General features: G+C 41.1%; 21 protein-coding genes. 2 read left to right on the top strand and 19 right to left on the bottom strand.

Going from position 1 to position 26,947, the window contains the following annotated elements; translation table 11 throughout:
- Window positions 1–66 precede the first annotated feature (66 nt).
- The 11 genes from Q0993_RS08625 to Q0993_RS08670 all read right to left on the bottom strand — a co-directional run bounded on the left by Q0993_RS08625 (window position 67) and on the right by Q0993_RS08670 (window position 13,492).
- Window positions 67–2,157: a glycosyltransferase gene (locus Q0993_RS08625; protein ID WP_299531881.1), complete on the bottom strand. Its 2,091-nt coding sequence runs from the start codon at window positions 2,155–2,157 to the stop codon at window positions 67–69.
- Between the two features lie 15 nt (window positions 2,158–2,172).
- Complete coding sequence (locus Q0993_RS08630) at window positions 2,173–3,066, bottom strand: ATP-grasp fold amidoligase family protein (protein ID WP_299531884.1); 894 nt, start codon at window positions 3,064–3,066, stop codon at window positions 2,173–2,175.
- A gap of 30 nt (window positions 3,067–3,096) precedes the next feature.
- Entirely contained in the window at window positions 3,097–4,146 is a 1,050-nt protein-coding gene (locus tag Q0993_RS08635; RefSeq protein ID WP_299531887.1) for a glycosyltransferase family 4 protein, read from the bottom strand.
- Between the two features lie 68 nt (window positions 4,147–4,214).
- Window positions 4,215–5,456, bottom strand: coding sequence for a glycosyltransferase (locus Q0993_RS08640; protein ID WP_299531889.1), 1,242 nt, complete (start codon window positions 5,454–5,456; stop codon window positions 4,215–4,217).
- 6 nt (window positions 5,457–5,462) lie between these two features.
- The gene (locus tag Q0993_RS08645) at window positions 5,463–6,617 is read right to left on the bottom strand and encodes a glycosyltransferase (protein ID WP_299531892.1); all 1,155 of its coding nucleotides are present in this window, start codon (window positions 6,615–6,617) and stop codon (window positions 5,463–5,465) included.
- A 63-nt stretch (window positions 6,618–6,680) separates the two neighbouring features.
- The gene (locus Q0993_RS21880; protein WP_367279596.1) at window positions 6,681–7,838 is read right to left on the bottom strand and encodes an EpsG family protein; all 1,158 of its coding nucleotides are present in this window, start codon (window positions 7,836–7,838) and stop codon (window positions 6,681–6,683) included.
- Window positions 7,839–7,861: 23 nt separating this feature from the next.
- Window positions 7,862–9,124 carry a polysaccharide biosynthesis protein gene (locus Q0993_RS08650; RefSeq protein ID WP_299531895.1) on the bottom strand — a complete coding sequence of 421 codons (1,263 nt, stop codon included), beginning with the start codon at window positions 9,122–9,124 and terminating at the stop codon, window positions 7,862–7,864.
- Window positions 9,114–10,055 (bottom strand): GDP-L-fucose synthase, encoded by a 942-nt coding sequence (locus Q0993_RS08655; protein WP_299531898.1) that lies wholly within the window; start codon window positions 10,053–10,055, stop codon window positions 9,114–9,116. The genes Q0993_RS08650 and Q0993_RS08655 overlap by 11 nt, the downstream gene beginning before the upstream one ends.
- Entirely contained in the window at window positions 10,056–11,171 is a 1,116-nt protein-coding gene (gene gmd, locus Q0993_RS08660; RefSeq protein WP_299531900.1) for a GDP-mannose 4,6-dehydratase, read from the bottom strand.
- A 7-nt stretch (window positions 11,172–11,178) separates the two neighbouring features.
- Window positions 11,179–12,054, bottom strand: coding sequence for a dTDP-4-dehydrorhamnose reductase (gene rfbD, locus Q0993_RS08665; RefSeq protein WP_299531903.1), 876 nt, complete (start codon window positions 12,052–12,054; stop codon window positions 11,179–11,181).
- Between the two features lie 52 nt (window positions 12,055–12,106).
- Entirely contained in the window at window positions 12,107–13,492 is a 1,386-nt protein-coding gene (locus tag Q0993_RS08670) for an MraY family glycosyltransferase (RefSeq protein WP_299531906.1), read from the bottom strand.
- Between the two features lie 523 nt (window positions 13,493–14,015).
- On the opposite strand from Q0993_RS08670, the gene Q0993_RS08675 reads away from it, so the two are divergent.
- The gene (locus Q0993_RS08675) at window positions 14,016–15,035 is read left to right on the top strand and encodes a hypothetical protein (protein WP_299531908.1); all 1,020 of its coding nucleotides are present in this window, start codon (window positions 14,016–14,018) and stop codon (window positions 15,033–15,035) included.
- 8 nt (window positions 15,036–15,043) lie between these two features.
- Here Q0993_RS08675 and Q0993_RS08680 read toward each other — a convergent pair whose 3' ends face one another.
- The 6 genes from Q0993_RS08680 to Q0993_RS08705 all read right to left on the bottom strand — a co-directional run bounded on the left by Q0993_RS08680 (window position 15,044) and on the right by Q0993_RS08705 (window position 24,844).
- On the bottom strand, window positions 15,044–17,140 hold the full coding sequence (locus Q0993_RS08680; RefSeq protein WP_299531911.1) for an alpha-L-fucosidase: 2,097 nt from the start codon (window positions 17,138–17,140) through the stop codon (window positions 15,044–15,046).
- Window positions 17,141–17,150: 10 nt separating this feature from the next.
- Window positions 17,151–19,307, bottom strand: a complete 2,157-nt coding sequence (locus tag Q0993_RS08685; RefSeq protein ID WP_299531913.1) for an alpha-galactosidase — start codon at window positions 19,305–19,307, stop codon at window positions 17,151–17,153.
- A gap of 1 nt (window position 19,308) precedes the next feature.
- The gene (locus Q0993_RS08690) at window positions 19,309–20,856 is read right to left on the bottom strand and encodes a sulfatase (protein WP_299531916.1); all 1,548 of its coding nucleotides are present in this window, start codon (window positions 20,854–20,856) and stop codon (window positions 19,309–19,311) included.
- A 6-nt stretch (window positions 20,857–20,862) separates the two neighbouring features.
- Window positions 20,863–22,476, bottom strand: coding sequence for an arylsulfatase (locus Q0993_RS08695; RefSeq protein ID WP_299531919.1), 1,614 nt, complete (start codon window positions 22,474–22,476; stop codon window positions 20,863–20,865).
- 199 nt (window positions 22,477–22,675) lie between these two features.
- Complete coding sequence (locus Q0993_RS08700; RefSeq protein WP_299531921.1) at window positions 22,676–23,431, bottom strand: CPBP family intramembrane glutamic endopeptidase; 756 nt, start codon at window positions 23,429–23,431, stop codon at window positions 22,676–22,678.
- A gap of 117 nt (window positions 23,432–23,548) precedes the next feature.
- Window positions 23,549–24,844: an AraC family transcriptional regulator gene (locus tag Q0993_RS08705; protein ID WP_299531923.1), complete on the bottom strand. Its 1,296-nt coding sequence runs from the start codon at window positions 24,842–24,844 to the stop codon at window positions 23,549–23,551.
- Between the two features lie 5 nt (window positions 24,845–24,849).
- On the opposite strand from Q0993_RS08705, the gene Q0993_RS08710 reads away from it, so the two are divergent.
- On the top strand, window positions 24,850–26,244 hold the full coding sequence (locus Q0993_RS08710; RefSeq protein ID WP_299531925.1) for an exonuclease domain-containing protein: 1,395 nt from the start codon (window positions 24,850–24,852) through the stop codon (window positions 26,242–26,244).
- Window positions 26,245–26,335: 91 nt separating this feature from the next.
- Here the strand turns inward: Q0993_RS08710 and Q0993_RS08715 are convergent, their stop codons facing one another.
- Both Q0993_RS08715 and Q0993_RS08720 read right to left on the bottom strand, forming a co-directional pair.
- Window positions 26,336–26,485 carry a hypothetical protein gene (locus tag Q0993_RS08715; protein ID WP_299531927.1) on the bottom strand — a complete coding sequence of 50 codons (150 nt, stop codon included), beginning with the start codon at window positions 26,483–26,485 and terminating at the stop codon, window positions 26,336–26,338.
- Between the two features lie 216 nt (window positions 26,486–26,701).
- A complete protein-coding gene (locus Q0993_RS08720; protein ID WP_299531928.1) occupies window positions 26,702–26,839 on the bottom strand; it encodes a hypothetical protein in 138 nt (45 codons plus the stop codon).
- Window positions 26,840–26,947 lie beyond the last annotated feature (108 nt).

Here is a 26,947-nt window from a genome sequence, read left to right on the forward strand (position 1 = left end):
AGATTTCCAATCATATGTTCTCACCAAAATTTGATATGTCAATTTTCAATTTAACCCTAAGACACCTTAACTAATTATGGGCTTCAAATATTTTTTGAAAAAATATTCCTTTTTCTGTGAAATGAAATGAGAAAAATAATTCCTGACCCTATCAAATGTAATTTTTTCATAAAACACAGGCATGTTTGGATTGATAAAAATTCTTGAATAACCGTCACACTGCATGAGATGATGAATTGAAAAGTGTTCGCACCTAACCTGAACCCTATCATCATTGTTTTCGATGGTCTTATACCTTTTTTCTGCGATAGCGTTGTAATGATAAATGGCCAATCCGCCAAAGGCGGAATACACAGGAACCAATTTATCGCCGCGTTTAAGACCGGCCCATTTTTTTTGATTCTCAAAAATGGTTTTTTCGTTTTGTACGGAAGACTCCTTACCATTCCCAACCAATGCATAAGTATCATGGTATCTTTTGCGAAAGGAAGGGGAATATGAATATCCATTGGCGGTAACGGCATCCCAATAATTTGCTAACCCAAAAGAGTGAGCAATGCCTTCAATTGAGAATTTTTCAATATCCAAATCTATTACGATTACAAAGTCAAATGATTTTCTCCTACTTTCCAGTGCCTCCAAGTATTGATTTCGATAACGGGCCATTTTTGATATACGGAAAGCCGAAAAGTACTTGTTAAAGCCATTTACATCATCCTTTGGAATAGTTTTTTCACCAAAATCCTGGCAATCAACGTCTACATTCTCAGAAGTTTTACTCCATTTTTTTAGAATTGATTTTGTCTTATCGGTACTATCATTTTCAAAAACAATTACATGACTATGTTTGAAATGCAATCGAAGTTCCTCTATAGTAGGAATGTTTTTCACTAAACCCTTATAGGAATTACGAACAATGGAACATATCGCCACCGAGGATTCTGACATCAATCGAAATCCATTGGTAATAACAGTTTTATCATTTTGTTCATATTGAATTAATCCTGAATATAGATTTATTAAATCATGGTAAATATTTTTGGACGAGTATAAACTACTCGCTTTTTTCTTGGCGTTTTCACCAAAAACACCACATTTCAATTCATCATAATACAATGTTTCAATTGCCTTTTTTAAGCTCTCCACTTTGCCTGGCTCTACGAGCAATCCATTTTCATCGTTATCTATAATGTCCGACATTGCTCCTAAATCACTGGTTATAACCGGTTTTCCATGTTGCATGGCCCTTGTAATCACATTGGGAAAGCCTTCATACCATTTACTAGGAACCACCACGAATTTTGATTGCTTGATTGCTTTATCCAAGGCCTTGTCGGCTACGAAACCACTCCAGTATACATTGCTTGGCGAGCTTGTTCTCAAATAATCCATTGAAGTTTTTAGACCGCCCATTACCCTAAAAGGTATCTGGGGAAGCATTCTCGCCGCGTTTAGGAACTCTATTATTCCTTTCTCTTCACTAACCCTGCCTATAAAAGAAACGTATATCGGTTTTACGGAATTATTCGATTTGTGGATTATGGGTGTTAGTCCCGGAAGAATAAATAGCTTGTAAGACGGGATACCATTTTCTATGAACTTTTGCCGCTGAAATTCGGTCTGTACAATATAGGCATCCATGGTCCTGGTAACCCCCCAAACCGTACGGGCCAAAAAATTCCGCAATGCATACCCAATACTTTTGGGCAGGTTATTCTCGCAATTTTTGGAAATACAGTTAAGTTCACGGCTGCCACTCAAACACCTCTCACATATGTTCCCCTTACGATCCAAATGAAGACCCGTGGGACAAAACAAACGATAATTGGGGCAACGCATCACCAAAGGTATACCCCTACGTTTTATGATCCTGATAATTCCCGGAGAAATAAAGGGGTACAAATTTTGTAATTGGACAACATCGGGTTCAAAATCCTCTAAAATACCATTAAGTTCCTTTATAGCCTTGGGATTGTACATCCCTGAAAAAAAGGCCTGTACCTTCTTCCAAAAAGAATCGCTGATAACATCGGAAAACCGTCGAAACCATTTTACCTGATGACCATTGGCTACCAAAACCTCCCGTAAAGCCTCGGCTGCATGCTCTTCTCCGCTGTTGTTGCTGGCATAATTGTTATGGATAAACAGTATTTTCAATGGGCTACCGAATTTTTAGGATTGTCCTTCTTTTAAATTTACCCAGCTTCCAAACTCAAAATCCTTTTCCACTGGATCAAAAACACCAAAGCCATTGCAGGGATAAAAGGTCATCTCCCCAAAATAGATTTGCCCGTTTACATTGTAAAAATCCACCCGTACAAACTTGAATCCTTGGGCCAAAGTCCGGGCCAATTGGGTCATCACCTCTAGATTTTTGGGTTTGGGCAAATCTTCCTTAGCCTGGGGATACCAAAGCCCAAAGGGCAGACGATTCCATTCCAAATCATAAAAATTAAGCGTATGATTCGTAAAACGGTCCCGATCGATTTGAATATGTTTGGGCTCCCCATGAAAACAGTGGTATTTAAAATCTACCAGCGCGCTTTCATTGGCATTGGCCAGGTATTGCTCACAAATGATTCGTGGAGGCACCTTATCGTAAGCATGTTCCCCCCAAAGCTCATAAAAATTGGTATCTAACCATTTTTGCATGGTTTTTTTAGCTCTAGGAATATCGAATTGGGATTTGTCCTTACAGATCAAGATCATATCGGCTCCATGGGTGCCTTTCAAAACAAATTGTTCGGGCAAATTCCCAAAATCGATAGCCTCTGAATCCTCGTAAACCCCATAGAGGGTGTTTACATATTTCTCACCTACTCTCTGTGTCACATAATCCCTGACAGCATATTTGTCCACCAATTTTGTGTAGATCGAGGCCCTATCGTATATATTCTGCCAGATGATTTTGGCCATTAGTGTATCCGGCGCTTTAAGGTTTAGAAATCTCTTAAAGGTAATAAAATAGCGAATTTGGTAGTATAGTTTATCCGAGGTTACTTTACGCAAGACTTGTAGAAGTATCCTCTTTAAGTTTGTTTTAAGTTTGCTTTCCTTTGTATTCATCTTTTTACGGTTCACCCATTTCTATATCCTTTACAAGGCGGAAAGCAAGTTGTTGACTTTTTCATTAAACGAAAAAGGCATATAATTCCCCCTTACTTCTTTTAAAGGACTTTCAATAGGTGCTGTATCGTTTAAAAGGATTGACATTTTATCTTGCAATTCATCAATGTCATAGGGATCAAATAACATACCATTACTTCGGTTGATAAGCGTAGATGCACCAGCCAATTTAGAACACAAAACCTTACAACCGCTCAATAAGGCTTCATTGACAACCGCACCGTAAGGTTCAAAAGTACTGGGCAACACGAATAATTGTCCAATGTTATACCATGCAAAAAGCTCCAAACCTTCTTTTCTGCCCAGAAAACGAATATCCATGGATTGTCCCAAAACATCAACCTCTCGTTTTAGAGAAGCTTCTAAACGGCCAGTTCCAATAATAAACAATACACTAGTGGTATGCTCCAACCTCAGTCTGGAAAAGGCCGCTAGTAAAATAGTTAAGTTTTTCTCTTGATCCAAACGTCCCACATATAGAATTATCTTGGTATTGATTAATTGATATTCCTCAATATAATTATTCGATAAATCTAGACTTTGTTTCAATTGGTTTCTAAACCTTTCATCGCTTTGTATTATTGGCAGCTCCAGGGCACTAGCTTTTTCGGCGACGTATTGATTAAAAATATTACCCGTAGTTTTACTTGGAAAAATTACGCCATCAATGTTTTTTGAAATAAGCCGACTTACAAATAAACGGTAACCTTTTCTTTTCTTTGTATTTTCAGGACTGTCATCACATAAAGTATACAATCTAAATTTCTTTCCAAAAAACCAACGGTTCAAAAACACGTATAGCGTTACTGGACTAAATTCACAACATAAGATTATGTCTGGTTTTTCTCGTTTTAGCAATTCTGATACGCCCCAAAAGAAAAACCTATTAAAAACGGTAAAGCCCTTTTTTAGATAATTAATCTTAAATGTACATTGGTTTGTCAAATAATTTTCAGAAAAGGTGTGATACCCTTGATTCGGGTAATAAAAATAAAAGGAGGCATCAAAATAACCGGCCAATTCATTGAAAAAGTCTATACGGTATGGAGCCAATGCAGGGTGCAAAACCAACACTTTATTTTTCATAATTAATTAACTGTAGTCACCAAAGAATTGTAAATAGTATTAAGCATTTGGATTTTGGCCTCCCAACTATACTCCGTTGATCTATTTTTTGCACCATTGCTTAACTTTGAACGAAATCCTTCATCATTGTAAATCCTCTCCAAGGCTATTCTTAAATCGTAAGCTGCTTTTTTAGGATTTGAAACTTTAATCTTTATACCGGAGTTTTCGTTTACTACATCCGAAAAACCACAGTGATTCAAACAAATTATGGGCAAACCCAAGGAAAGAGCCTCTAAGGTAACTGTGGCCGTTAAATCGCTTATACTAGTTATGACAAATACATGACCGGATTTCATTATCTTCAAAGCCCTATCTTGGGTTAGCCATCCATACCACTTAATGTTATCGGCGATTCCCATTTTTCTGGCAGAACTTTTCCAATTTTTGTTCATGGATCCGTCCCCAAGTACATCTAATTCATAATCAATTGAAGTCATCCTTAATGCCCTTAGCAGTAAAGGTAAATTCTTGCCAGGAGTATGTGTTCCGCTCCAAATTATTTTTAAAGGTTCCCCCAAACATCGATTACCGGCTCGGCTATGACTTATATCCTGTAGTTGGCCAACCTCAGCAATTACAAATGGTTCCTTTGACCACAGTTCTTTGGCCAGTCGAGCCACATTTTTTGTTGCAGAAATCAAAGCCATTTTTTCCCTTTTGGCCGCTAACCGAGGCCTTTTACTAAAATTGCGTTGCCATAGATTGATGATGTTCCGAGAGAAATAAAATACAAATCCTCTTAAACCCAAGGATGGTAAAAAGTGCCAAGGAGAGTTTTCCAAACCGCCAATAGGGCCCCATACAAATGGTTTGTCTATCTTCCACAAATAACCAGGTTCCCTATAACCTACCATATTTAGCTGATGGATTAAGTCGAAGTTATGTTGAGCTTCAAGTTTTAAGGCCGTTTCATACGCTTTCTTTTGCCATTTCCTGTAATACCAATAGTAGCTTGGTGGCCAAATAGCCCTTAAAGTATCATTCTTCACAATTGGAACAAAGTGAAATGTAATTTTCCGAAACCTTTCATTTGTTTTCAAAAAACTCTCGATAGCTTCTCTAAACTCATGTTCCTCGGTAATCACATGAATAGTATGAAACTTTGATAGTTCAGAAACAAAATTCCAACCCATTCCAGGTTCCGATCCTCTTCCGGGACTACAGGCGTATGCGGAAATCAATATGTTTAATCTTCTGTGCATGAATCTCTAAGTTAACTTCTTCAAGGCATTGATCATCTGCTCCGATTGATAAGATGGATTATATCTCTTTTCAATTTCCATTCGACATTTTTTTTTCATTTCGGAATTCTTGGCTTTATTCTTGTACCAATATTCCAATTTGTCGGTCATATCGGACATATTACCATATTCATACAAAGTTCCACTAACTCCATCTTCAATGGCCTCTACTTCCGGGTTTTGAAAGGAAAAATCATTGTGGGTCAAGACAGGAACACCATACGCCAGGGCATGTATACAATTTAAGCCAACATTACCGGGAGAAACCAACAAATCGCTAATCTGAAAATACTTAGCGAGTTCCCTTTCTTCATAAATCGCACCAGCTAACCTTACTTGATCCTCCAAGCATAATTCCTTTACTAATCCCAATAAACAATCTTTCTCCGGACCTTCACCAATAATTATACAATTGATCAGGTGTCCTCGATTCTTTAAACTACCAACGGCTTTAACAACTTCATCAATTTGTTTGTTGGGGACCAATCTCCCAATAAATAGTATGGTAAAGGCTTTATTTTTAAAAGATAATTGAGACTTCAATCTAGTCACTTTTGTTGCCTTTAAATTGGACTGTTCCAATAGCTGCCTTTCAAAATCGAGGGAATTATTGATAACAAATAATTTTTGTGGATTATACCCCTTGCAAACCATAATTTGCTTTTGGGTACGGCCGTACAAAAACAATCCGTCACCAAGGACATCAAAAAGCAATTTTCTTAATTGGCGTTTTAGACCATGGTCTAACCCTTTGTCACCATGCGTCCAAAAAATAACCTTCCTCCTAAAAAGTTTACATAAGATGGCAAAAATCCAAATACCAATATGGGAGATAGCCCCCTCAAAAACAAAAACCTCGAATTTTCCCCCTACAATGCGTTTAACAATACCTGTTTGCCAGAGTAGCAAATCCGGCCTGTAGAAGTAGTTTTTGGTTTTGGCCCAATTCAATTTTTTCAGTTCTTCATAATGAACATTTTCGAGGCTTATGGTACGTATCCCCTTTTGCCCTTTGGTATCACCGAGAATAGTTACATTTACATCTCGCCTTTTCCTGGAAAGTTCCTTAAAAAGACCCAGACGGTATAAAGGCATTAGTTTACAAACGACTGCTACTTCCATTAAATATTATTGTTAGCAAATAATTAATTGTTACCAGATTGAAAATCCACAATTAACAGTTTATTACTTCCAAAATCCAGTAAATATTACTCTCTCGATATTTTCGTACTCCCAAACTCCATAAATAATCTTATAGGTAAACCAATAACCAAAAATCAAAAGAAAAAAAAGGACTGTTGCTTTTCTATCAAACCAGAACTTTTTGAGCTCAATTAATTTCAAAAAAAAGTATAAGGAGATGGGGAACAAAAAATACATGAAAAAGGAAAATCTTGACGCTAATTCCGTATCAAAATAATTAACCGTAATAAATGTCAGTATGAAGAGTGAAATATATAAAAGAATAGCTCTATTATTAGACCGCCATCTTTGCTTAAGCCAATAAAAAACTAAAACGACAAAAAGGCACAAAGCATAACTTAGAATTCCTAAAGTTTCAAATTCTATTGCTCCTTCTCTATTTTGTATTCTGCTAAGTCCATAGTTAATGGCATTCGAATTATCAATAGACTGGATAGAAAATAGTCTAGAAATTTGATTTAGAAAGTAGGAGACAATAATGAAAATTAAGCTTACCAGAAATATTGTCCACCGGTTTGAATTTAATTTTCTTAAGAAAAACAAAAGAACATAAATTGCAGAGCTTGTGTGGATAAATATGGTTGACAATAGTAGTGCTATCCTCTTTTTGCTATAAAAAACAAAATCAACTATAAATAAAACCAATAAGGAAGATGCCAAAAATTGTCGATTTATATGAGCCGATAGCGTGAACAAGTTTGGAAAGAAGAACAAAAAAATCAAACCAATCAAAAAATATTCATTGGGGAGCTTGAAAGCTTTATGCATTTTCAATAGAGCATAGCCCATAATTGTGTAGCAAATCGCCGTGTTTAAAATTAGATAGAGTTCAAAAAAACCAAAGGTCAGATAATACATCAAGTAATTATAAAGAAAGAACAGCGGTTCTTTTCCCAAATAAAACAAATAGTCCAAGAAACTATAATGTGCTACATCCTCGTACCAAAGTTTGTACACTTCCAAATCGCTCTCGGGAATTTTGCATGCATTTAGAATCCCAAGCAAAGTCGAGAACAAAACAATTAAAAAAAAGACTTCTTGGGTTTTGACTTCCCTTGCATTTAGCACATGCAAGAAAGCAAATAACACTCCCAAAACAGGTGAAATTAAAAATAATAGTGTTGAGAATAAAAAGTGCATATAAACGGGTTGCTAAGGAACCTTCAATATCCAGTCTTGGATTTCAAGATATTCAAATAAATACCGTATAAAATGAATTGATAAAAAACAATCTCAACAAGCATCGTATAAAAAACCCCATATATGCCAAATTGCTTAACGAATACATAACCTAAAATTACCGCAATTGAGCTTCTTGGAATGAACACCCAAAAATCTATATCCGTACGTTTTATGGCCATTAAGGTAATTTTTAGGGGTTGAAAAAAAATAGCTACGGCCTGAATTAAAAATGGAAAGAACACGACGGCTCCCAAATTGTTATATTTCTCGCCAAAAAACAGACTCATTAAATTCTGACCAAAAAAATAGCCTGTAATCAGGACAATACATGCAAATACACCAAATAATAAAAAACACCTTTTTACTAATGAATTTATCTTGGCCAAATCATTTTGAAAACCCACAAATAGCGGCAACAAATATGATTCAAGAGCTTTGAGTACCGGACTAATTATACTTGCAATGCTTAATAGGACGCCCAAAACAGCAACATCCCGCTTCTCCGTCAGAAGCAATAATAACCAAGGGTATATATTCCCCGCCAAATGGAACAGGAAATTTGAGCCGATAAGCCATTTCCCCACCTTCCAATTTCTTCGGAAAAACTTAAGGAAATTATCAAAAAAGTTACTTTTCCGTCTGTAGTTTCTAGTCAAATAATAAGTGGATAAACCCAAATATATACAGGAGGCAAAAAAAAGATAAAAATAAATGTTGCTTATTTTATATATCCAAATAATAAAAAGCAGGCCGATTAGGAATACAGAACAAATCAAACCATAGTTCATATTAATTCTAGTTTTTCGTTCGCTCAGGAGTGTCTCCCTAATGAAGTAGTAGAAAGTGTAGGAAACAATAAACAAGGTAAAAACTGCAACATTTGTTGTGTTCCATTCTTTGAACAATAAGTAATACGTAAATGGGAAAACAGCCAAAACAATGAGGGTGAACAATAACTTACTATTTAAAGTAAATTGAAAGTAATCTTTACCATCTATTTTCTTAAAATCCCTTAGGTTAATAGTGTAAGGCTTAGAAATCAATGAGCTTTGAAACCCCAAGACGAACACCGTGATGGTCATAAGCAAAACAAAATCCGCATAGACCAATACGTCAAAAGTTCTGGCAAGAATAATGGTTGTTCCAAAGGTGGTTAAACTCATAAAGAATTGGTCCACCAAAACACTTAAGAGTTTTTGAAGTTCCTTGGAGCTTTTTCCTTTAAAAATAGAATTAACTAGCAAGATATATCTTTTGCTTCAAAAACCACTTATAAGTTGCTATGACCCCGGTTTCCAAAGGTATCTGCGCCTCCCAACCCAAGGCCTTTAATTGGGACACCTCCATCAATTTGCGTGGGGTACCATCAGGTTTTTCACGATTCCATAGAATTTCACCAGAATGTCCCACCACTTTTTGTATCAATAATGCCAAGTCCTTAATGGAAATATCAATTCCCGTACCTACATTGTACAAATGCCCGGGCAATTCGTTTTCCAAGGAAAAGACCACAGCTTTGGCCACGTCATCTACATGCATAAACTCCCGTAAGGGAGTACCACTACCCCAAAGGGTTACCGGCGCATTTCCATTTTCCTGGGCCTCATGAAATTTTCGGAGCATCGCCGGGAGTACATGAGAGGTCTCCAAATCAAAATTATCATTAGGGCCATATAAATTGGTGGGCATAAGACTTACAAAATACTTACCATGCTGTTGGCGCAACGCCTCGCATAATTTTACCCCGGAGATCTTGGCAATGGCATACCCCTCATTGGTGGGTTCCAAGGGACCTGTCAATAAATAGTCTTCCTTCAAGGGTTGAGGCGCCAACTTTGGATAGATACAGGAACTCCCTAGAAATATGAACTTTTCTACATGACTTTTATTTGACTCATTAATCAGGTTATTCTGTATCAACATATTTTCCATCAAAAAACCATATTGATCCTTCGCATTGGCCAAAATACCCCCCACCCTGGCCGCGGCATCCACCACGATTTCCGGCTTTTCCCTTTGGAAAAAATCGGCAACCGCCTGTTGGTTTCGCAAATCCAGTTCACCACTGACCTTACCGATAAGATTGGTATAGCCCAAACCCTTCAGTGTACGCCAGATAGCCGAACCTACCATGCCGGTATGACCGGCGATATATATTTTGGAGTCTTTCCTCATTTATTCGTAATAATTAAAGGTTGTAAACCCCCCATGATTGAGATGTTTGTCCTTTTCCATGAGCTGAAGGTCGCTCTCGATCATTTCCTTTACCATGGCCTTTAGGTCATAAATCGGTTCCCATCCCAATTTGGTGCGGGCCTTGGTAGCATCTCCTACCAAAAGGTCTACTTCCGTAGGTCTAAAGTAGCGGGGGTCGATCTGTACCACTTCTTTCCCAATGGGCAGTTGATAGTCCACATTTTCACAGGATGCCACCAAGGCCTTTTCCTCTGCTCCTTCTCCTGTAAACTCCAATTGAATACCTACCTCGCCAAAAGCCATACTCACCATATCCCGCACCGTGGTGGTTTTTCCCGTGGCAATGACCCAGTCTTCGGGCTCTTCCGCCTGAAGGATCATCCACATCATCCGTACATAGTCCTTGGCATGTCCCCAATCCCGCTGGGCGTTCAAATTTCCCAAATACAAGGTATCCTGAAGGCCCATGGCAATTCGGGAAACGGCTCTGGTTATCTTTCGGGTTACAAAAGTCTCCCCACGGATAGGCGATTCATGATTAAAAAGGATACCGTTGCAGGCGAACATTTCATAGGCCTCCCTATAGTTGACCGTTATCCAATAGGCATATAATTTGGCAACACCATAAGGACTACGGGGATAAAAGGGTGTCTTCTCCGTTTGCGGAACCTCCTGGACCTTGCCATATAACTCCGATGTTGCGGCTTGGTAAATACGAGTTTTCTTTTCAAGCCCCAATAACCGTACAGCATCCAAGATACGTAAGGTTCCCATGCCATCCGCATTTGCAGTATATTCAGGTATTTCAAACGAAACCTGAACATGGCTCATAGCGGCCAGGTTATAGATCTCATCCGGTTGTATTTCCTGAATTAGACGAATTAAATTGGTACTGTCCGTCATATCCCCATAGTGTAGAATAAAATTACGGTTTTCTACATGGGGGTCTTGATACAGATGGTCTATTCGGTCCGTATTAAATGAAGAAGATCTTCTTTTTAAACCATGTACGATGTATCCTTTTTTTAATAAAAACTCGCTTAGATAGGCTCCATCCTGTCCTGTTACTCCTGTAATAAAAGCTACCTTATTCATTGGTTTTCTATTGTGTGGGTTTTAATTTCTTCCTGTTTAGACATTTTTTCAAGGCCTCTTTCCATTCTGGAATTTCAATCCCAAAGTCCCGGATTATCTTTTCAGTAGATAACACACTGTACGTGGGTCTTCTGGCCGGTGTAGGATATTCCGTAGTCGGGATGGGATTTGTTCTAACCTTTATTTTTGCGATGTCGAAAATCGCCTCTGCAAATTCGCACCAGGTGCACTTTCCAGTATTTGCATAATGATATATTTCGGTATTCGGGGCATTCAAATTTGGGAGCATCGCTAAAACCGCTTTAGCCAAATCTCTAGCATAGGTAGGACTACCTACTTGGTCGTCCACAACCATAATCTCCTCCATTTCGCTCCCCAAACGCAACATGGTTTTTACAAAGTTGGAGCCATAGCTGGAATACATCCAAGAAGTCCGAATAATCAGAGTGCGTGCTGGATTAAGTTTTAAAATGGCATTTTCCCCATCCAACTTGGTCCTTCCATATACGCTTTTCGGGTTCGGCGCGTCGGTTTCCTTATAAGGTTCAGAGGCCCTGCCATCAAAGACATAATCCGTGGAGATATGAATAAAGGCCAAATCATTTTCTTTTACTATCCTTGCCAAATGGCCTACGGCCAAATGGTTAACGGCATCCGCTTTTTCCGTCTCGGTTTCCGCGCTATCCACAGCTGTATGGGCGGCACAGTTAATCAGGGCATCAATTTCACGTTTTATTACAAAGCTAGCCACAGCATTGTAATCGGTAATGTCCAATTCATTGACATCTGTAAAAATAAAATTATGAGCCGTTTGAGAAGTGCTCAACTCCCGTATCTCAGAACCCAATTGTCCGTTTGCGCCTGTGATCCAAATTGTTTTCATACTTGGTGATGGGGAGTTAAAATGTTCTAATCTCTTAACAGACGGAGGTTCCCTAGGATTGTTTCCTCATATTTTTACCCACTCCCTTTATATCCATGGTCTTTAAATTTTCCGGATCTGGCCGTTCCGAGATGAAATTTTGCTTTTTAAAATCTTTTGTTGCACCAATATAACGATTAATGACCGGTACACCTGATGGTGACGACGTATCCTCCAAGGCAGAATTTTCCATTTGGACTACCCCGGAAGTTTCCGACGAATTGGGGCTATACTTTTGGTTTTCAATCGGTATTCTCGATTCACTAGTTAAAAAACCATTGGTATCTTTCGTTTCTTCAGACAAGGAAAGTGGACGTTTTTCAAAAATTTTCAAAAATGGTGATAAATATAAAAACGAACCTACCAAAATACTGATAATCAGCTGAACATTGATATTCCAATCGCCTATTAAAAATACCAAACCAATAATCGAAAGGTTACACACACAAACAATCAAGGTAGCCTGCTCATGGGCATTGCCCAAATCCAACAGGCGATGATGGATATGGTTGCGATCAGCACTGAATGGACTCCGTCCTTGCCAGGCCCGCATACTAAAGACCCGTAAGGTGTCCAATAATGGGTAGGATAAAATGGCTAAAAGAAGGATCGGTGCATTCGGAACCGCAAAAGGGGCCAAGGCATTCTCGTTGACGCCCAGGAAAGCAATTCCCTGATAGGCCAGTAAAAAACCTATCAAAAGTGAGCCGGAATCACCCATAAAAAGTTTTTGGGTATTGGATAGGTTATAATATAAAAAACCGATTACGGAGCCGATCAGGGCAAAGGAAACCAACGATAATAAGTACTGCTCGTTGAGCAAAAAGAAAATACCGAAAGTAGTACTCGAAAGTATGGCTATAGATCCTGCCAGACCATCAATACCGTCAATAAGATTAACTGCGTTGATGACCAAAATAAATACAAAAAAGGTAAAGCCCACAGAAGCCCAATAGGGTAACTCCCCAACCCCCAATAGTCCTTGAAAATGCTCAATCCGGACATCGGACAAAAAAAGCATTATACTGCTCGCTAAAAGTTGCCCGACCAATTTTTTTTTGGGCGACATGAGCACTAAGTCATCCTTAACACCCATAATCAAGAGCAGCAGGGTAGCCGCCAATAGCGACACTAATTCAAGCAATTCCGGCCGGGATAAATTCGCTAAAACGCCTAATAACATAATGGTAAGGGAAAAAACTATAAACAAACCCATACCGCCTAAGGTGGGCACTTTATTGGTATGTGAGCTGCGTTCATCGGGATCATCCATCAATCCTTTTCTATTGACCACGTAGATAATAATGGGATACAATCGAAACGAAATCAGAAGCGTTGCCGCCACCGAACAGGTGGTTAAAAAATAAAGATTGTCAAATAAATAGGAAATTTGGGCCATAAATTGTGGGGGTTATAGCGGTTTCAATCAAAGCTTTCCTTATTCTTCGCTGAAATCTACCCAGTTCCCTCACAGCTCCATGCACTTTTCCATATTGGATTACAATTGTGCTCATCATATAAAATTTGGGCATTCAACTAATATTCATCTTATCATGATAAAAGTAGTATTATTTATATTTTTTGAGATACAAATGGTTATGTATTTGAACGATTTTCCCTAAAATGTAATTTTTAATCAATATCTGGGTGAAATCTAAGGTTAGATATCCATTTTTTTCTGTTATTGGCAAATTAGTTATCAAAAAGTTATGAAAAGGCTTACAATTGATTAATACATAACCTACTATTTTAAAGTCTTGTAGGGAACGCATATTATAGTCCTGTATTTAGGGCATGAATACAAGGATATAAAAGCACTATCAAGTTTTCTTATAACTATTCACGGATACTCGTTAGTTCATTTTTTCTATATTTAACAAACCTTCCGCGAATAAGGGGAAACACCAAACCTAAACTGGATTATGAAGCGATTTTTACTTTGCATTGTTGGCCTCATTTTAATAAACTGCAATTCCGGTGATTCTAGCCCAACTAGCGATAGTATAAACGAGAGTCCAGTGGAAAATCCTGTAGCAGAACCCAATACGGCCCCGTCCTTTGCGGACCAGACTTTTTTAGTATTGGAAAATACCGAATCAGGTAGTGTTATTGGTACGTTAGTGGCTTCTGATCCCGATGGGGACGATCTTCAATTTCTGAATCCGGACATAGTGGGTTTGGAAATAGATTCGGCAACCGGCGAATTAAGTTTTTCCCCGTTTAGTCCCATTGCCGATTATGAAACCTATGTGGAATTCGAGTTTGATGTTACCGTCAACGATGGCCAAACCAATAGGACGGCAAGGATTACCTTGGTCATAGAAGACATTGATGATGGCCCCCTTACCAATTTAGAAAAAGCCATAGTAGACAGCTTTCTTTTTCAAATATTGTTCGATGATATAGAATTTCCATTGTTCAAACGTACCGAAAAAGCAGAAATCTATTTATCGGGATCGGTAACACCTATCTTGGAAAATATTACACAAGCCAGTGTCAACGAATACAATGCTCTGTTTTCCGATGGTTTTGAAATAGGCATTGTAGCGGATTCCCTGGCCGCCAATGTACAGCTCTACTCCAGTAGTGTGGATGATTTGGCCGATAAGTGGTCGGACTTCCATGAGCTTGCCCTAGAAAATCCCGGACTTGGCGGTATTGCAGGCGGCGATAGAATATGGATCGCGGATTATGCCCATAATTCACCCACGTTAAAACATGAAATGGGCCATATGATCGGATTGGCACATTCGCCCCAAAGTCAATGCGCTTTCAGTGGGGACAATAGTATTATGTGCGGTGGTGTGGGCCTAGCGGGTCGGGATTTTACCGAGTTGGACCGAAAACTCATCAGTTATTATTATCATCCGGATATGCCCAATGAACTTCCCGGAAACTTGGTAGAGGAGCGGCTTACCGAAATAATTCTTTCGAACAGATAAATTAGTCGCTATTCTGCTGCAGTAACAATGCCTACTTCTCCAAAAGAAGTCCTGAAGTCGGCACCATCTACCTTGATTCCCTTTAATTTGATATATCTGGCCTTTGTGGTCTTAAAATCTACCCGTTGCTCTATACGGTTATTGACCACATTTCCGAATTCCCCTGTGGCCGTAATTTTCCAGTTCGCCTTGTTGGTGCTCGTGGAGAATTCATAGGTCGTAATGATACCAAAGGGATAGCGTTCTTGGATAGGGCAATAGGTGAACCCAGTTAGGTCATATACATTCCCCAAATCGATGACAATTTCCTGAGGGACGTTTACTCCCTCGTCCGTGGCCCAAAAAGTGTCGGGGTCGTCATCGATACTTGCATTGGCCTGTTCCAAATCTCCCGAGGAGACGCGAAGTACCTTCCAATTTTTCTTGGCGATGTCCAAATGTTTTACCGAAGCCACCGAATGCTCCCCCGTACTGGGGTCCAACGCCATTGTCTTAACCGAAGCGGGGGTCTCCAAAAGAAATGGTTCGGCATATTTTGGGGAGGTTGCAGAAGGTTCGGTGCCATCCAAAGTATAGTGGATTTCTATGGCATTGTCCGGAATTTCAAGGGTCACTAGTCCCTCCTTGTTTCTTTTGATCTCTGGTGGCACCAAAAGATTCGGCGCACGGTACAATTCCAGATTTGCGATGGTCAAAGGTCCTTTGGCCGCTAAGAAATTCACCCGAATTCCCATTGCCTCTACCGTTTTAAAACGTAGGATGCGTTTGTATCCTATGGTAGTTTGCCTTTCGATTTCGACCCACGCTCCATCAACTTTAGCTTCCAAGCTAAAATCTTGAACCCGTTGGCCCAAAGGAATATATTCTTGAAGTAAAACGCGATTTACCTCGGTCGGCTTGTCAAACATAAGGGTAAGGGATGCACTTGTTACACCGTCATTCGTAGCCCAATAGGTGTCCGGATTACCATCAATAGCTTTTTCTACTGAAAAGTCCGAACCGTTTTGGCGCTCGTCCGTTGCCATGATTCTTTGACCTTTGGCAAGTTCAATGGCAAAATCCTTGTCCAATTGATTGCGAAGGGCCATTAATTGCCGTACATCCGTCTCATGGACAAGACCTCTATTATCTACAGGAAGGTTCAATAATAAAGCGGCATTCCTCCCAACCGATTTATAATATATGTCCAGCAAATGTGGCAAACTCTTTACCTGATGATCTTCCCTTGGATGATAGTACCACCCCGGACGTATGGAAACATCGGCCTCGGCCGGTAACCAATGTGTCCCGTCCTCATGGCCGGAACGCAATTCCTTGTACCTGGGCCAGCCTGGATAAATCTCGCCGCGCCTCATGATACTCCAATTGGTCTCGTTAGCCCAACCTTCTTCATTGCCCACCCAACGGATATCAGGCCCTCCATCACTAAAAATAACGGCATCCGGCTGTAGTTCCCTGACTATGGCTACGGCCTTATCCCATTGGTAGTAGGTCTTATTGTCTATCTTCCGGGTTTCATTGGCGCCCCCATAAAAACCAGAGCCGCCATTGGCGCCATCGAACCAAACTTCGAAGACCGGTCCATAGTTGGTCAATAGCTCCCGCAACTGCTCATGGAAAACCTTTACGTATTCCGGTTTCCCATAGTCCGCATGATTCCGGTCCCAAGGGGAAAGGTACACCCCAAATTTGAGCCCATACGTCTTACAGGCCTCGGAAAGGTCTTTTAACAAATCGCCCTGACCCTTTTTCCACGGGGAATTCACTACGGAATGTTCCGTGGTCTTGGTCGGCCAGAGGCAAAAACCGTCATGATGTTTGGCCGTAATAATGATACCCTGCATTCCGGCCCCTTTCGCCACTTTGGCCCATTGCATGGCATCCAGTTCGGTAGGGTTGAACTGTTTCGGGGATTCACCCCCTGTGCCCCACTCCATGTCGGTAAAGGTGTTCATATTGAAATGGATAAAGGCATAGTACTCCAAATTTTGCCAGGCCAATTGCCGTTCGGAAGAGGTGGGGCCCACCGGGGTCGGTGGCTGTACCCTGGAGCATGAAATTGGCCCGACCCAAACCACAAGCAACAAAAATTGATATAGTTTCATATTCATCTCTTTAGCGTATTACGAACCATGTGGATGATGCTGCCGGAATGGTAACTTCCAAAGTAATATCAAAACTTCTGTTCAGTTCGAATTTTTTTTCTGTTCCTTCCTGGTCCATTATTGTGGCATAATCCATTAAACCCGTGTAATATAGCGGTATTGTTATTTTCTCCCTGATATCTTTTTGGGTCGGGTTGAACAACAACACAAACCCTTTATGCTCCCCTTTTGGGTCAACATGCATAAAACCGTCCCAAGATCGACCATTGGGTCTTCTTAAATGAATGATATCCGCATTCAATATCCTACGATACTTTTTATAATGCTTGATCTGATCTATGACCAGCGATTTGGTAACCTCGGTATCATAAAGCCTGGGGCCACGATAGCAGGCCTGTACACCGGATCCATAATTCTGGACCATATGGGCCTTGTAGGCGGGCAAATGGTCTTTTAAAGGTTCCAAAGTAGCGGCCGCACCGCCACCGTGATACTCGCTAAGCGGAACAAAGGTCCATGCCATAGACGGGGCTTTTTCCCAAGTGCCGTCATAGATATTCTGTCTTCCCAAAACCAGCTGTTGCGACCGGGGTAATGACCAATTGACCTCTCGATATCCGATACCACATTTATTGGACCCCTGCAAAAAGTAAAAGTCAGGGGCATTGAGGTAAATGTCCCTTTCCCGCAGCCAATGATAAAATTCCTTGGTCATGCTCCATTGCTTCCATTGTGAATCCTCGTACCCTTTATGGAATTTATGCGTAGTAGAGGCACAATAATCCCCGGGGTAAGGGCCATCGTGCTCTAAAAGATCAAAGCCAGTACGTTCCAAAAAATATTTGATTTTCTCCAAATAATCGTATCCCCATTCAGAGGCCAGGCAAGGGGCATTTCCAAATTTGGCTCCACCTGGTTTTCCCGTTTCCTTATCGATTACATCAACGGAATCCGCAATTTTTCTGCTGGAAAACAAGGAATACCCTCCCAATTCAATTCCCTTGCTATGGGCATAATCCGCCAAGGCCTTGAATTTTGCAATATTCTCCGGACTGTTGTCCTCCATGTTCAAACCACTGCCAAAACTTAATATTACCATTTCATAACCAGTGGCCTTACATTGATCTATGGCTTCTTTTACCTTATCCTCATCCGTGGTGGTCAAGTGCATAAAAATAGGATTCTCCGTAGACCAAGGTGCCAGCAGGCGATACATCTTTCGCATGGCCAAGGTGTTTCGTTCCCGGTCGCTTCCATCCAATAACAATTCGTATGTACGAAAGCTTTCGAAGGCGGTGCCTGTTTTTAAATCGACATTGGGTCCTACGGGCAATCGACTTATCAACAAACAGGGGGTTTCCATTTTCCAATTGACCTGGGAGGTATAGGTGGAGTCGGTTTCCCAAAAAGTGGTCACGTTGGATTCCCCAGTGGTAAACCCGCCAAAGGCATAGTCGCTTTCAACGTGCAGGTTCGGGCGTTTCCAAACATTTGGGGTCTCTACCGGATTTTCAACTTCCGGATAGGCCAAAAGCTCACTCTTAAAACTATTTAGGCTCAAAGTTTCCGAAGAATTGTTCTTGACCACTATCCATTTTGAGAGCAGGGGTATACCATCATACAGTTCATAATGCACTTCTACAATCACCCCCTTCAACACAGGAGAAGTATTTTGAAACTTCAATATCAGTTCTTTTCCCGTCGGAACAATCTTTTCGGCCATATGGAGTCGTTTTTGGCCGCTCCATTGTAGTTTGGGTCGTATCGGGTGAATCGTATAGTCCACGTACTGAAAGGCTTCGGAATCCGATTTTAAATCGTTCAACCATTCCTCCAAAAGGTAGCCGTGCTCCTTTAGACCATATAAGCCGCCTATGTGATACACCTTTCCATTGAGCGATACCTCGGCTTCAGGTTGCAGGCTTCTGAGCAAGGTTTCGCCTGTAGTCAAATTTTTGAATTCTACTGTGGCCGCATTCGGAGCCCATTGAATTTCACGCCGCACTAGCCCATTATCCAAAACAATACGGTCCGCCGTGGTGAATACCTTAGCGGTGTATGCGGTATTTTCAATAAGCCAATCCCTGGATTGTTCCTTATTCTGGCCATAGCAGGCCAAGGAGATGACGCAGAACGTTCTAAATACCAAAAGACGTATTTTGCCCATATTACAGCAGTTCAATCGGATATTCTACTTGTTCCCCGGTTTTTTTATCAATAGGCATTTGGGCCTGAACCGATTTTAGGTGATTGGTCAAGGTCTCCGCCAATTCCCTGGCTTTTTCGGGATGTTCCACCAACACGTTTTGGGTCTCTCCGATATCTTCCTTTAAGTTGAACAGTTCCATTCGCCTATCCGCATGGAAATACACAAATTTCCAATCCCCTTTGCGCACCGTACTCGCTGCACCGATACCCGGACCGTCCGGTCCCCATTCATTGGGGTAGTGCCAGTACAAGGGGCGAACCCCTTCGTATTTCCATTCCCCGGTCAAGACTTGCACAAAGCTTTCGCCATCGATTTCTTGTACCGTCTGTAAACTATCAACTTGGGCCATCTCCAGAATAGTGGGATAAAAATCCTCAATAATGACCTGATGGTCCGTATTGGATCCAGGCTTCGTTATCCCAGGCCATTTCACAAGCATAGGTTCACGGATGCCGCCTTCGTACATGGAGCCCTTACCGCTGGCCAAAGGTTTGTTATGCGTATGGGGCTCACCTCCGCGGGCATGCGCACTCAATCCACCGTTATCCGACATCAACAGAATTATGGTGTTTTCTTCCATCCCCTTTAACTCCAGGTAGTTCATAATATCGCCCAAACTCTTGTCCATGCCCTCGACCATGGAGGCATACTTGGCCTCAATGGAATCCAATCCCTTTTCAAGATACTTCTGTACAAAGCGTTGATCGGCCATAATAGGGGTATGTACGGCATAATGGGCCATATAGAGAAAGAAAGGTTGCCGTGTGGTCGCAACGGAATCGATGGCCTTCAAGGCTTCTAGGGTAATCGCCTCGGTCAAATGGATATCTTGGCCATGATAGGCTTCCAGACCGGGTACCGCCCAAACTTCCTTGCCCTCCTTTCCGTTGCCAAAATTCTCGGTGCCCCAATAACTTTCTGGGGCACCAGCGGCATGACCGGCAATATTTACATCAAAGCCCAGATTTAAAGGTTCCGCTCCTGGCGTCCCGATTGCTCCCAAATGCGCCTTACCGGCATGAATCGTAAAAAAGCCCGCATCGTGCAAAGCTTGCGGTAGGGGCATGGCGTGTATGGCAAGACTATCTCCGGAAACCGGGCTCATACCATTGACATTCCAATAGGGAAAGATTAAATCAGGGTGGTTCTTTTCCATTCGCTTGATGGAGTCCTTTTCCAACGTCCAATTGGTTACCCGATGTCTGGCCGCGTTCATTCCCGTCATCAGACTGATACGTGTAGGCGAGCAGACCGGAGTAGCGTAGGCTTGGGTAAACTTCATACCATCCCGTGCCAAACGTTCCATGTTAGGGGTGTTATACCGGGCATTGAATGGCGTGCTTTGTTTCCAAAAAGGTACCGAAGTATCCTGCCAACCCATATCATCTACCAGGAACAACACAATATTTGGTGGGGTTTCCGTTGACTCCTCGGATTCACAAGAAAACAGAATTATGGATAAAAACCCGAGATATACAAGTGCTTTTCGAATCATTCCCTTTTTCATTTCAATTTATGGTTCTGGAATCCCAAATGAGGCATCTGTAGATAATGGGTTCCATGCCTTGCCCTTCAAATCCTTCGGCGCATTGGTTTGTTTCTCTCCAGGGGTGCTCCTTCCATTCTCGATATAGGATATCATAAGCTTCTGCAATTCTTCTGCTTTCCCAGGCTTATCGAGATACCGGTTTTTTTGTTCGGCCACATCCTCGGCCAAGTTGTATAGCTGAAACTTGGGCAGGTCATCTATTCCCTCTGAATTGGGTTTAGGGCTACTCCAGCCTCCCGATCCAGGACAAAAAATGAGCTTCCAGTCTCCTTTTCGAATGGCAAAACTTCCGTTTACGGAATGGTGTACCGTAGCCTCACGCGTATAATCCGTAGCGTTGGACTTTAATAGGGGCATAAGGGAAAAACTATCTTCACCTTCATTGGCATCAAGAGGCACTCCGATTAAATCGGCACAGGTTGCCAGTAAATCGGTATGGCAAATTGTTCTGTCCGAAACGGAGCCCGGCGAAACATGTCCCGGCCAGTTTATGATAAAGGGCACCCGATGCCCCCCTTCAAAAATATCCGCCTTGTGACCGCGATACACGTAACTGGGATCGTGTCCAAACTCTGCCAAAATCTCATAATCCGCCTGTGGTGAACAGCCGTTATCGCTCGTAAAGACGATCATGGTATTTTTATCAATTCCAGATTCGGTAAGCGCTTTGGCTAACTGTCCTACATAGTCGTCTATCATCATAACAAAGTCGGCATATGGATTTAATCCACTTTTTCCCAACCATTCCTTGGTAGGCAAAATCGGGGTATGCGGGGAAGGTAGGGCCAGATACAGGAAAAACGGATCGGCATCCCCGGACCTATCCTTTACGTAGTCAATGGATCTTTGGAAAAAATTGGGCGTCACCTGCTCATGAACAAAATCGGAAGCCGTAGGTCCTTTACGCCACCAGGTATATTTTCCGGTATCCTCGGTTATTGTGTCAACTTCAGAAGTAATTTTTCCGTTCTCAACGTATACGTAAGGGGCCATATCCAACGATCCCGAATGTCCGTAAGCATAATCAAACCCTAGATCATTGGGTGTGTGCGTTACGCTTTTGGTAAAGTCCAGATTATCAAAATCCTCGGGATTCCAACCGTCTCCTCCTAGGTTATTGGAATCCTTTACCGCCCAATTCCAACCCAAATGCCATTTCCCGATAAATGCCGTTTGATAACCTCCTTTCTTTAAGAGCGATGCCACCGAAGTTCTGTTTTCCGGGATCAGGGCATTGGATTTACCCGTCAGCACCCCCTGTTTTAGAGGGCTACGCCAGCTATAACGGCCCGTAAGAATCCCATATCGCGTGGGCGTACAAACGGCGGATGGGCTATGCGCATCTGTAAATTTCATGCCTCCCTGTGCCAACCGGTCGATATTCGGGGTCTTTATCTTCCCTTCTGGATTAAAAGCTCCAATATCCCCATATCCTAAATCGTCTGCTAGGATATAAATAATATTGGGGTGTTTTTTCGGGTTTTCGGTGACGGGTTCTGGTTTTTCCTTGCATGAGCCGGCATAGAATAACAAACCAAAGCATCCCAATCCGAGGATGCCATATTTTTTTACGTTCATTTGTATCGGATTTGGCCTAAAAATACATAAACATTGTATATCATTTGGGTTTTACCAAAAGTACCTGATAAAATCCTCGTATAGGATACGCCCTTAGTTTTGAAAGTACAAAACGAGGAAAGACTTGGGCCAGGAACATAAAATGTTTGACAATTCCTAGTCAGGGATGCGGCAACCTCAATAACACCACCCCAGTGGTCTAGCGTACGATCAACTCTCCCCCACTGGCAGCGAGATAACCACCCAATGCTCCCAGAATATTTAGGGTGCAGTGTATGGCTATCCCGAGATATACGTTCTTCTTTTTCCAAACTACATAGCTGATTATAATACCTACCCCAATAATCCCAAGATAATTATGGGGTTGCCAGAAATGATAGAGCCCAAAAAGGATTCCGTTGAGGATGGGGGCCCAATTTTTTAGATAGGCCATTCTGGGTAAAAGATATCCCCTAAAGAAAAGTTCCTCAACTACCGGTCCTACAATACCATCAATAAAAATACCAAAGAGGAAAACCTTGGCGATCAAATCCATATTGGATGTCCCAAAGCCTGGATCAAAATACCATTGTGGCAACCAATGGAATACACTATCCTTTAGATATAATCCTAAGGGATAAAGGGGCACATAAATCAGGGCACACCCCAAAATACCGATAAGTGTCCATTTTAGATATTGCCCTATTGAAAGCCTTTGTGTAAAGGCAATGACATTCTTTAGGGAGTATTTTCCGTTCAGTTGATATCCCTTACGGGCCAAATGGGCCATGCCGATGGGTGCTAGCACAAAAACCTCTACAAATAAGAGAGCCGTCAATCCCGGATAGCCCAAATCTACCAAGTATTTGCTAATAAGAATGTATACCAAGGTAATGGCAATACCTGGATAAAAATGATACCACAATTGTTTCTTTAAGGTAATCTGGTCTTCGTTTACGTCAAATAATTTTTCCATGATGCTTGTTTTATGGTTTCACCGCAAATTTTAGGCATGGAAATGAGTCCGGCGACCGATTAAACGAAGTCGAACCCTTTTTATAGGTTCGAGTTTGCACATGTAGAAAGTCGAACGCTAGGTATTCAATTTTAAGAACTCAGATGGTGTAAGGCCCGTTTTTTTCTTGAATTGGGTGTTAAACGAGGACTTGGAATTGAAACCTACCTCGTACATTACCTCTAGGACCGTAAGTTTGGGATCCCTGCGTTCCTTGAGTATTCTCTGTGCCTCTGCTATGCGATGGGTGTTGATAAGATCGAAAAAACTATGGCCCATTCTATCGTTGATGACTTGGGATACTTTTCTACTGGTACTACCTATTGCCTCCGAAAGGTGGCCCAAGGTAAGGTCCGATTCCATGAAAAGACGTTTCTCTTTTAGAGCTGTCTGAATTTTGGCAAAGATCTCTTCGGACTCCTGAGGGTCCAGGGAGATTCCCGAATTTTTTCTCATTCCATCCGATTTAGGGACAACAAAGGGTTCGTCCAAGGCATTGAGGATAAGCCTTACTATAAATAGGCAGACCAATATCAGAACAACAATCAGACTTATTTCAAAATACATTTTTAAGGAGCTGTATTGAAATATGCCATTCACTATGGAAATCAGAAGAACCACGATAAGGGCGTTCAATAGTTTATCCAACCATACCAAATACCGTTGGGAATAGTACAATTCCACATCCTTGGTAACACTTTTGATCTCTTTTTTGGAAATATGGATATAGTAGAAAAGATGAACGTACACCAATACGAAACCCACCAGAGATCTAAAATCCTGTTCCATACCAACAATACTGTTCAATATTTCCAATTTCTGGTTCATAGGATGTACATGGTACACCAGAACCATTGCCAGAATTCCAGCGAAAAAGGGAATCAAATGAAACAATTGGAGGTAATTCCATGTTTTCTTGGGGGATGTAAGCTGTAGGGTATAGAAATACAGCAAAGGGCCATATAACAAAATGAAAGGTTCCGCCCATAAAGCAAAATTTGGATAATTCAGGTAAAAACCTTGAAGTAGCAGCACACCATCCAAAAAGTCCAGGGCCCATAACAAAAAAAATAGGCCCAGAAGTCTATTGGCCCTATTGTTCCCTTTTTTTGTGACCCAAAGAAAGAGCCCCAATACCGTAAAAAGGGTAACTGAAATTATGGTAAGTAAAAGAATTAGGTCCATGTCCGGAAAGTACTTCACAACAAAGCAAATGTAAAAAATGATTTTCGTGTTCAGGGAGGTATGGAGAAAATCGACTATTTTTAGGGATGCAATCTCCGAAGGAACACCCATACTCGACAATCCTCTGGCAACCTTTTGAAGATTCGATGTTAGTACACCTAAATGAAGGGAATTCGTCTTAAAAAGCATAACCTGTGTATACTGTAGTAGATATAGAAACAACCGGAAACGGGATAAAGGGGAACAAGGTAACCGAGATTTCCATCTTTAAATATGATGGTTATGCCGTTGTGGACGAGTTTACTTCCTTGATAAACCCAGAATGTGAGATTCCTTATTTCATCACAGGACTGACGGGAATTGACAATCAAATGGTCCGTGATGCGCCTACTTTTGAGACTCTGGCGCCTACTATTCTGGAGTTTACAAAAGACTGTATTTTTGTGGCCCATAGCGTTAACTTCGATTACAATGTCCTCAAAAACGAATTCAAGGAAATTGGTCTCGACTTTGTTCGAAAGAAGTTATGTACGGTACGCCTTTCCAGAAGACTCTTTCCGGGTTACCACTCCTACAGCCTTGGAAAGCTATGTACTTCGCTGGATATTCCCCTAAAGGATAGGCATAGGGCGCGCGGAGATGCCCAGGCTACGGTGTTGTTGTTTCAAAAATTATTGCGTGCGCCAGGAGCGGAAAAGGTATTTAAAATGTTCCTTAACGCCCGTTCACAGGAAGCTACCCTGCCTCCATCCCTTCCTAAGGACGTTTTTGAGAATTTGCCGACCAAACCCGGCATCTACTATTTTAAAAATGCCAGAGGGAAAATTATCTATGTGGGGAAGGCCATAAATATTAAAAAAAGGGTGTTGAGCCACTTTTATGACAAGGCCAACAAAGAAGTGCGAATGTGCAGGGAGACCAACCATATCGATTTTGAACTTTCCGGCAGCAATCTTTTGGCGCTCCTTATGGAATCTGCCGCCATCAAAAAGCATTATCCGGAATACAACAGCTCCCAAAAACGAAATTTACGGCCTTATGGCATTTTTTGTTATGAAGACCGTAAGGGCATCCTACATCTGGCCTTTAATCATCTGAAAATGGCCCCGAATGCGCTAGCCACCTTTTACAGTCCAACCAACTGTAGGCTGTATTTGGAGGAATTGTGCAAGATCTTTGGTCTTTGTCCCAAATATTGCCATTTGCAGGAAAATGTGAACACCTGCAATCACTATCGCATTCCGACCTGTGGCGGGGTGTGCCGAGGAACGGAATCCATACGCGAGTACAACGAGAAAGTGCAAAGAGCCATTGCACATATTCGTTCCAAAAAAACTGACTTTATTATCAGACAAAAGGGAAGGACCCCAACGGAAGATGCCTTTGTTTTGGTACGCAACGATACCTACTTGGGTTATGGGTTTATAGAAAAAGACGTTGCCATTAACTCGTTCGAGGATTTGGAAACCTTCCTGTTGCCTCAGAAAGATACCGTGGAAGTTCAAGGCATCCTAACATCCTTTCTAAACAAAATGGGGGAAAAAACTTTGGTGGAATCCTATCTAACGGAAAGTAGCCCGCAGACCTAGTCTTCCATTTTCCGATACATACGAATTATAAAAAGAAGCCAAACCATAAATATGATGGCTACGAAAATGGAATATATTAAGATAAAATCCATTACTTTTTATACTTTAAATAATTCATAAAACCTAAAATGGTCGGTGCCCAAAAGGCTACAAAAATGGCATCCATTTTTTTTCCGCTTAGAAATAGATATTCCGAGACAACGATGATGGAAAGTACTACCAGAAGTAATAAACAATTCATTACCCCTACTCGTTCAATAAAATTTTTAAGCATTAGTAAAGTAATTCCTGTTAAATATACGTATTAGTTTGCTCCGATTTTCCCAAAATATTAAGATTTTATTAACATTTATAGGATTCGGAAAGATACGGATTAAGAATTAATACATTCGTATAAAAAGCAATGAAATGCCTCTAAAATGTCATCCCGTAGGAAAGAAGAGGGCAAAAAAGGGAATCAAGATTGGCTTTCATCCTTTTTACCGCTATTCATAAGACTGACCAATATCGCTATCAAAGTAATGACTACAAGGGCAAAAACGCCGATCATAACTATGCCATTGCTCCAATTCACCAAGGGAAGTAGTGTTTGCATTTTTAAGGGTTTGATTGTTTTGGGAATAAAGGTAAATCACGAAAATTTTTGAAAATATGATATAAATCACGAAACAAAAATTTCCTCGAATGGCTCCGTTTAATTGGC

This window comes from Ulvibacterium sp. (assembly GCF_028285715.1).
Lineage (GTDB): Bacteria > Bacteroidota > Bacteroidia > Flavobacteriales > Flavobacteriaceae > Ulvibacterium.

What these genes read in the sequence shown, in the direction of transcription:
- Q0993_RS08680 (WP_299531911.1), bottom strand. Translation starts at nt 17,140, where the DNA reads ATGAAACTATATCAATTTTTGTTGCTTGTGGTTTGGGTCGGGCCAATT.
- Q0993_RS21880 (WP_367279596.1), bottom strand. Translation starts at nt 7,838, where the DNA reads ATGCACTTTTTATTCTCAACACTATTATTTTTAATTTCACCTGTTTTG.
- Q0993_RS08675 (WP_299531908.1), top strand. Translation starts at nt 14,016, where the DNA reads ATGAAGCGATTTTTACTTTGCATTGTTGGCCTCATTTTAATAAACTGC.
- Q0993_RS08705 (WP_299531923.1), bottom strand. Translation starts at nt 24,844, where the DNA reads ATGCTTTTTAAGACGAATTCCCTTCATTTAGGTGTACTAACATCGAAT.
- Q0993_RS08695 (WP_299531919.1), bottom strand. Translation starts at nt 22,476, where the DNA reads ATGAACGTAAAAAAATATGGCATCCTCGGATTGGGATGCTTTGGTTTG.
- Q0993_RS08715 (WP_299531927.1), bottom strand. Translation starts at nt 26,485, where the DNA reads ATGAATTGTTTATTACTTCTGGTAGTACTTTCCATCATCGTTGTCTCG.
- Q0993_RS08690 (WP_299531916.1), bottom strand. Translation starts at nt 20,856, where the DNA reads ATGAAAAAGGGAATGATTCGAAAAGCACTTGTATATCTCGGGTTTTTA.
- gmd (WP_299531900.1), bottom strand. Translation starts at nt 11,171, where the DNA reads ATGAATAAGGTAGCTTTTATTACAGGAGTAACAGGACAGGATGGAGCC.
- Q0993_RS08720 (WP_299531928.1), bottom strand. Translation starts at nt 26,839, where the DNA reads ATGCAAACACTACTTCCCTTGGTGAATTGGAGCAATGGCATAGTTATG.
- Q0993_RS08685 (WP_299531913.1), bottom strand. Translation starts at nt 19,307, where the DNA reads ATGGGCAAAATACGTCTTTTGGTATTTAGAACGTTCTGCGTCATCTCC.
- Q0993_RS08670 (WP_299531906.1), bottom strand. Translation starts at nt 13,492, where the DNA reads ATGGCCCAAATTTCCTATTTATTTGACAATCTTTATTTTTTAACCACC.
- rfbD (WP_299531903.1), bottom strand. Translation starts at nt 12,054, where the DNA reads ATGAAAACAATTTGGATCACAGGCGCAAACGGACAATTGGGTTCTGAG.
- Q0993_RS08655 (WP_299531898.1), bottom strand. Translation starts at nt 10,055, where the DNA reads ATGAGGAAAGACTCCAAAATATATATCGCCGGTCATACCGGCATGGTA.
- Q0993_RS08700 (WP_299531921.1), bottom strand. Translation starts at nt 23,431, where the DNA reads ATGGAAAAATTATTTGACGTAAACGAAGACCAGATTACCTTAAAGAAA.
- Q0993_RS08640 (WP_299531889.1), bottom strand. Translation starts at nt 5,456, where the DNA reads ATGCACAGAAGATTAAACATATTGATTTCCGCATACGCCTGTAGTCCC.
- Q0993_RS08645 (WP_299531892.1), bottom strand. Translation starts at nt 6,617, where the DNA reads ATGGAAGTAGCAGTCGTTTGTAAACTAATGCCTTTATACCGTCTGGGT.
- Q0993_RS08630 (WP_299531884.1), bottom strand. Translation starts at nt 3,066, where the DNA reads ATGAATACAAAGGAAAGCAAACTTAAAACAAACTTAAAGAGGATACTT.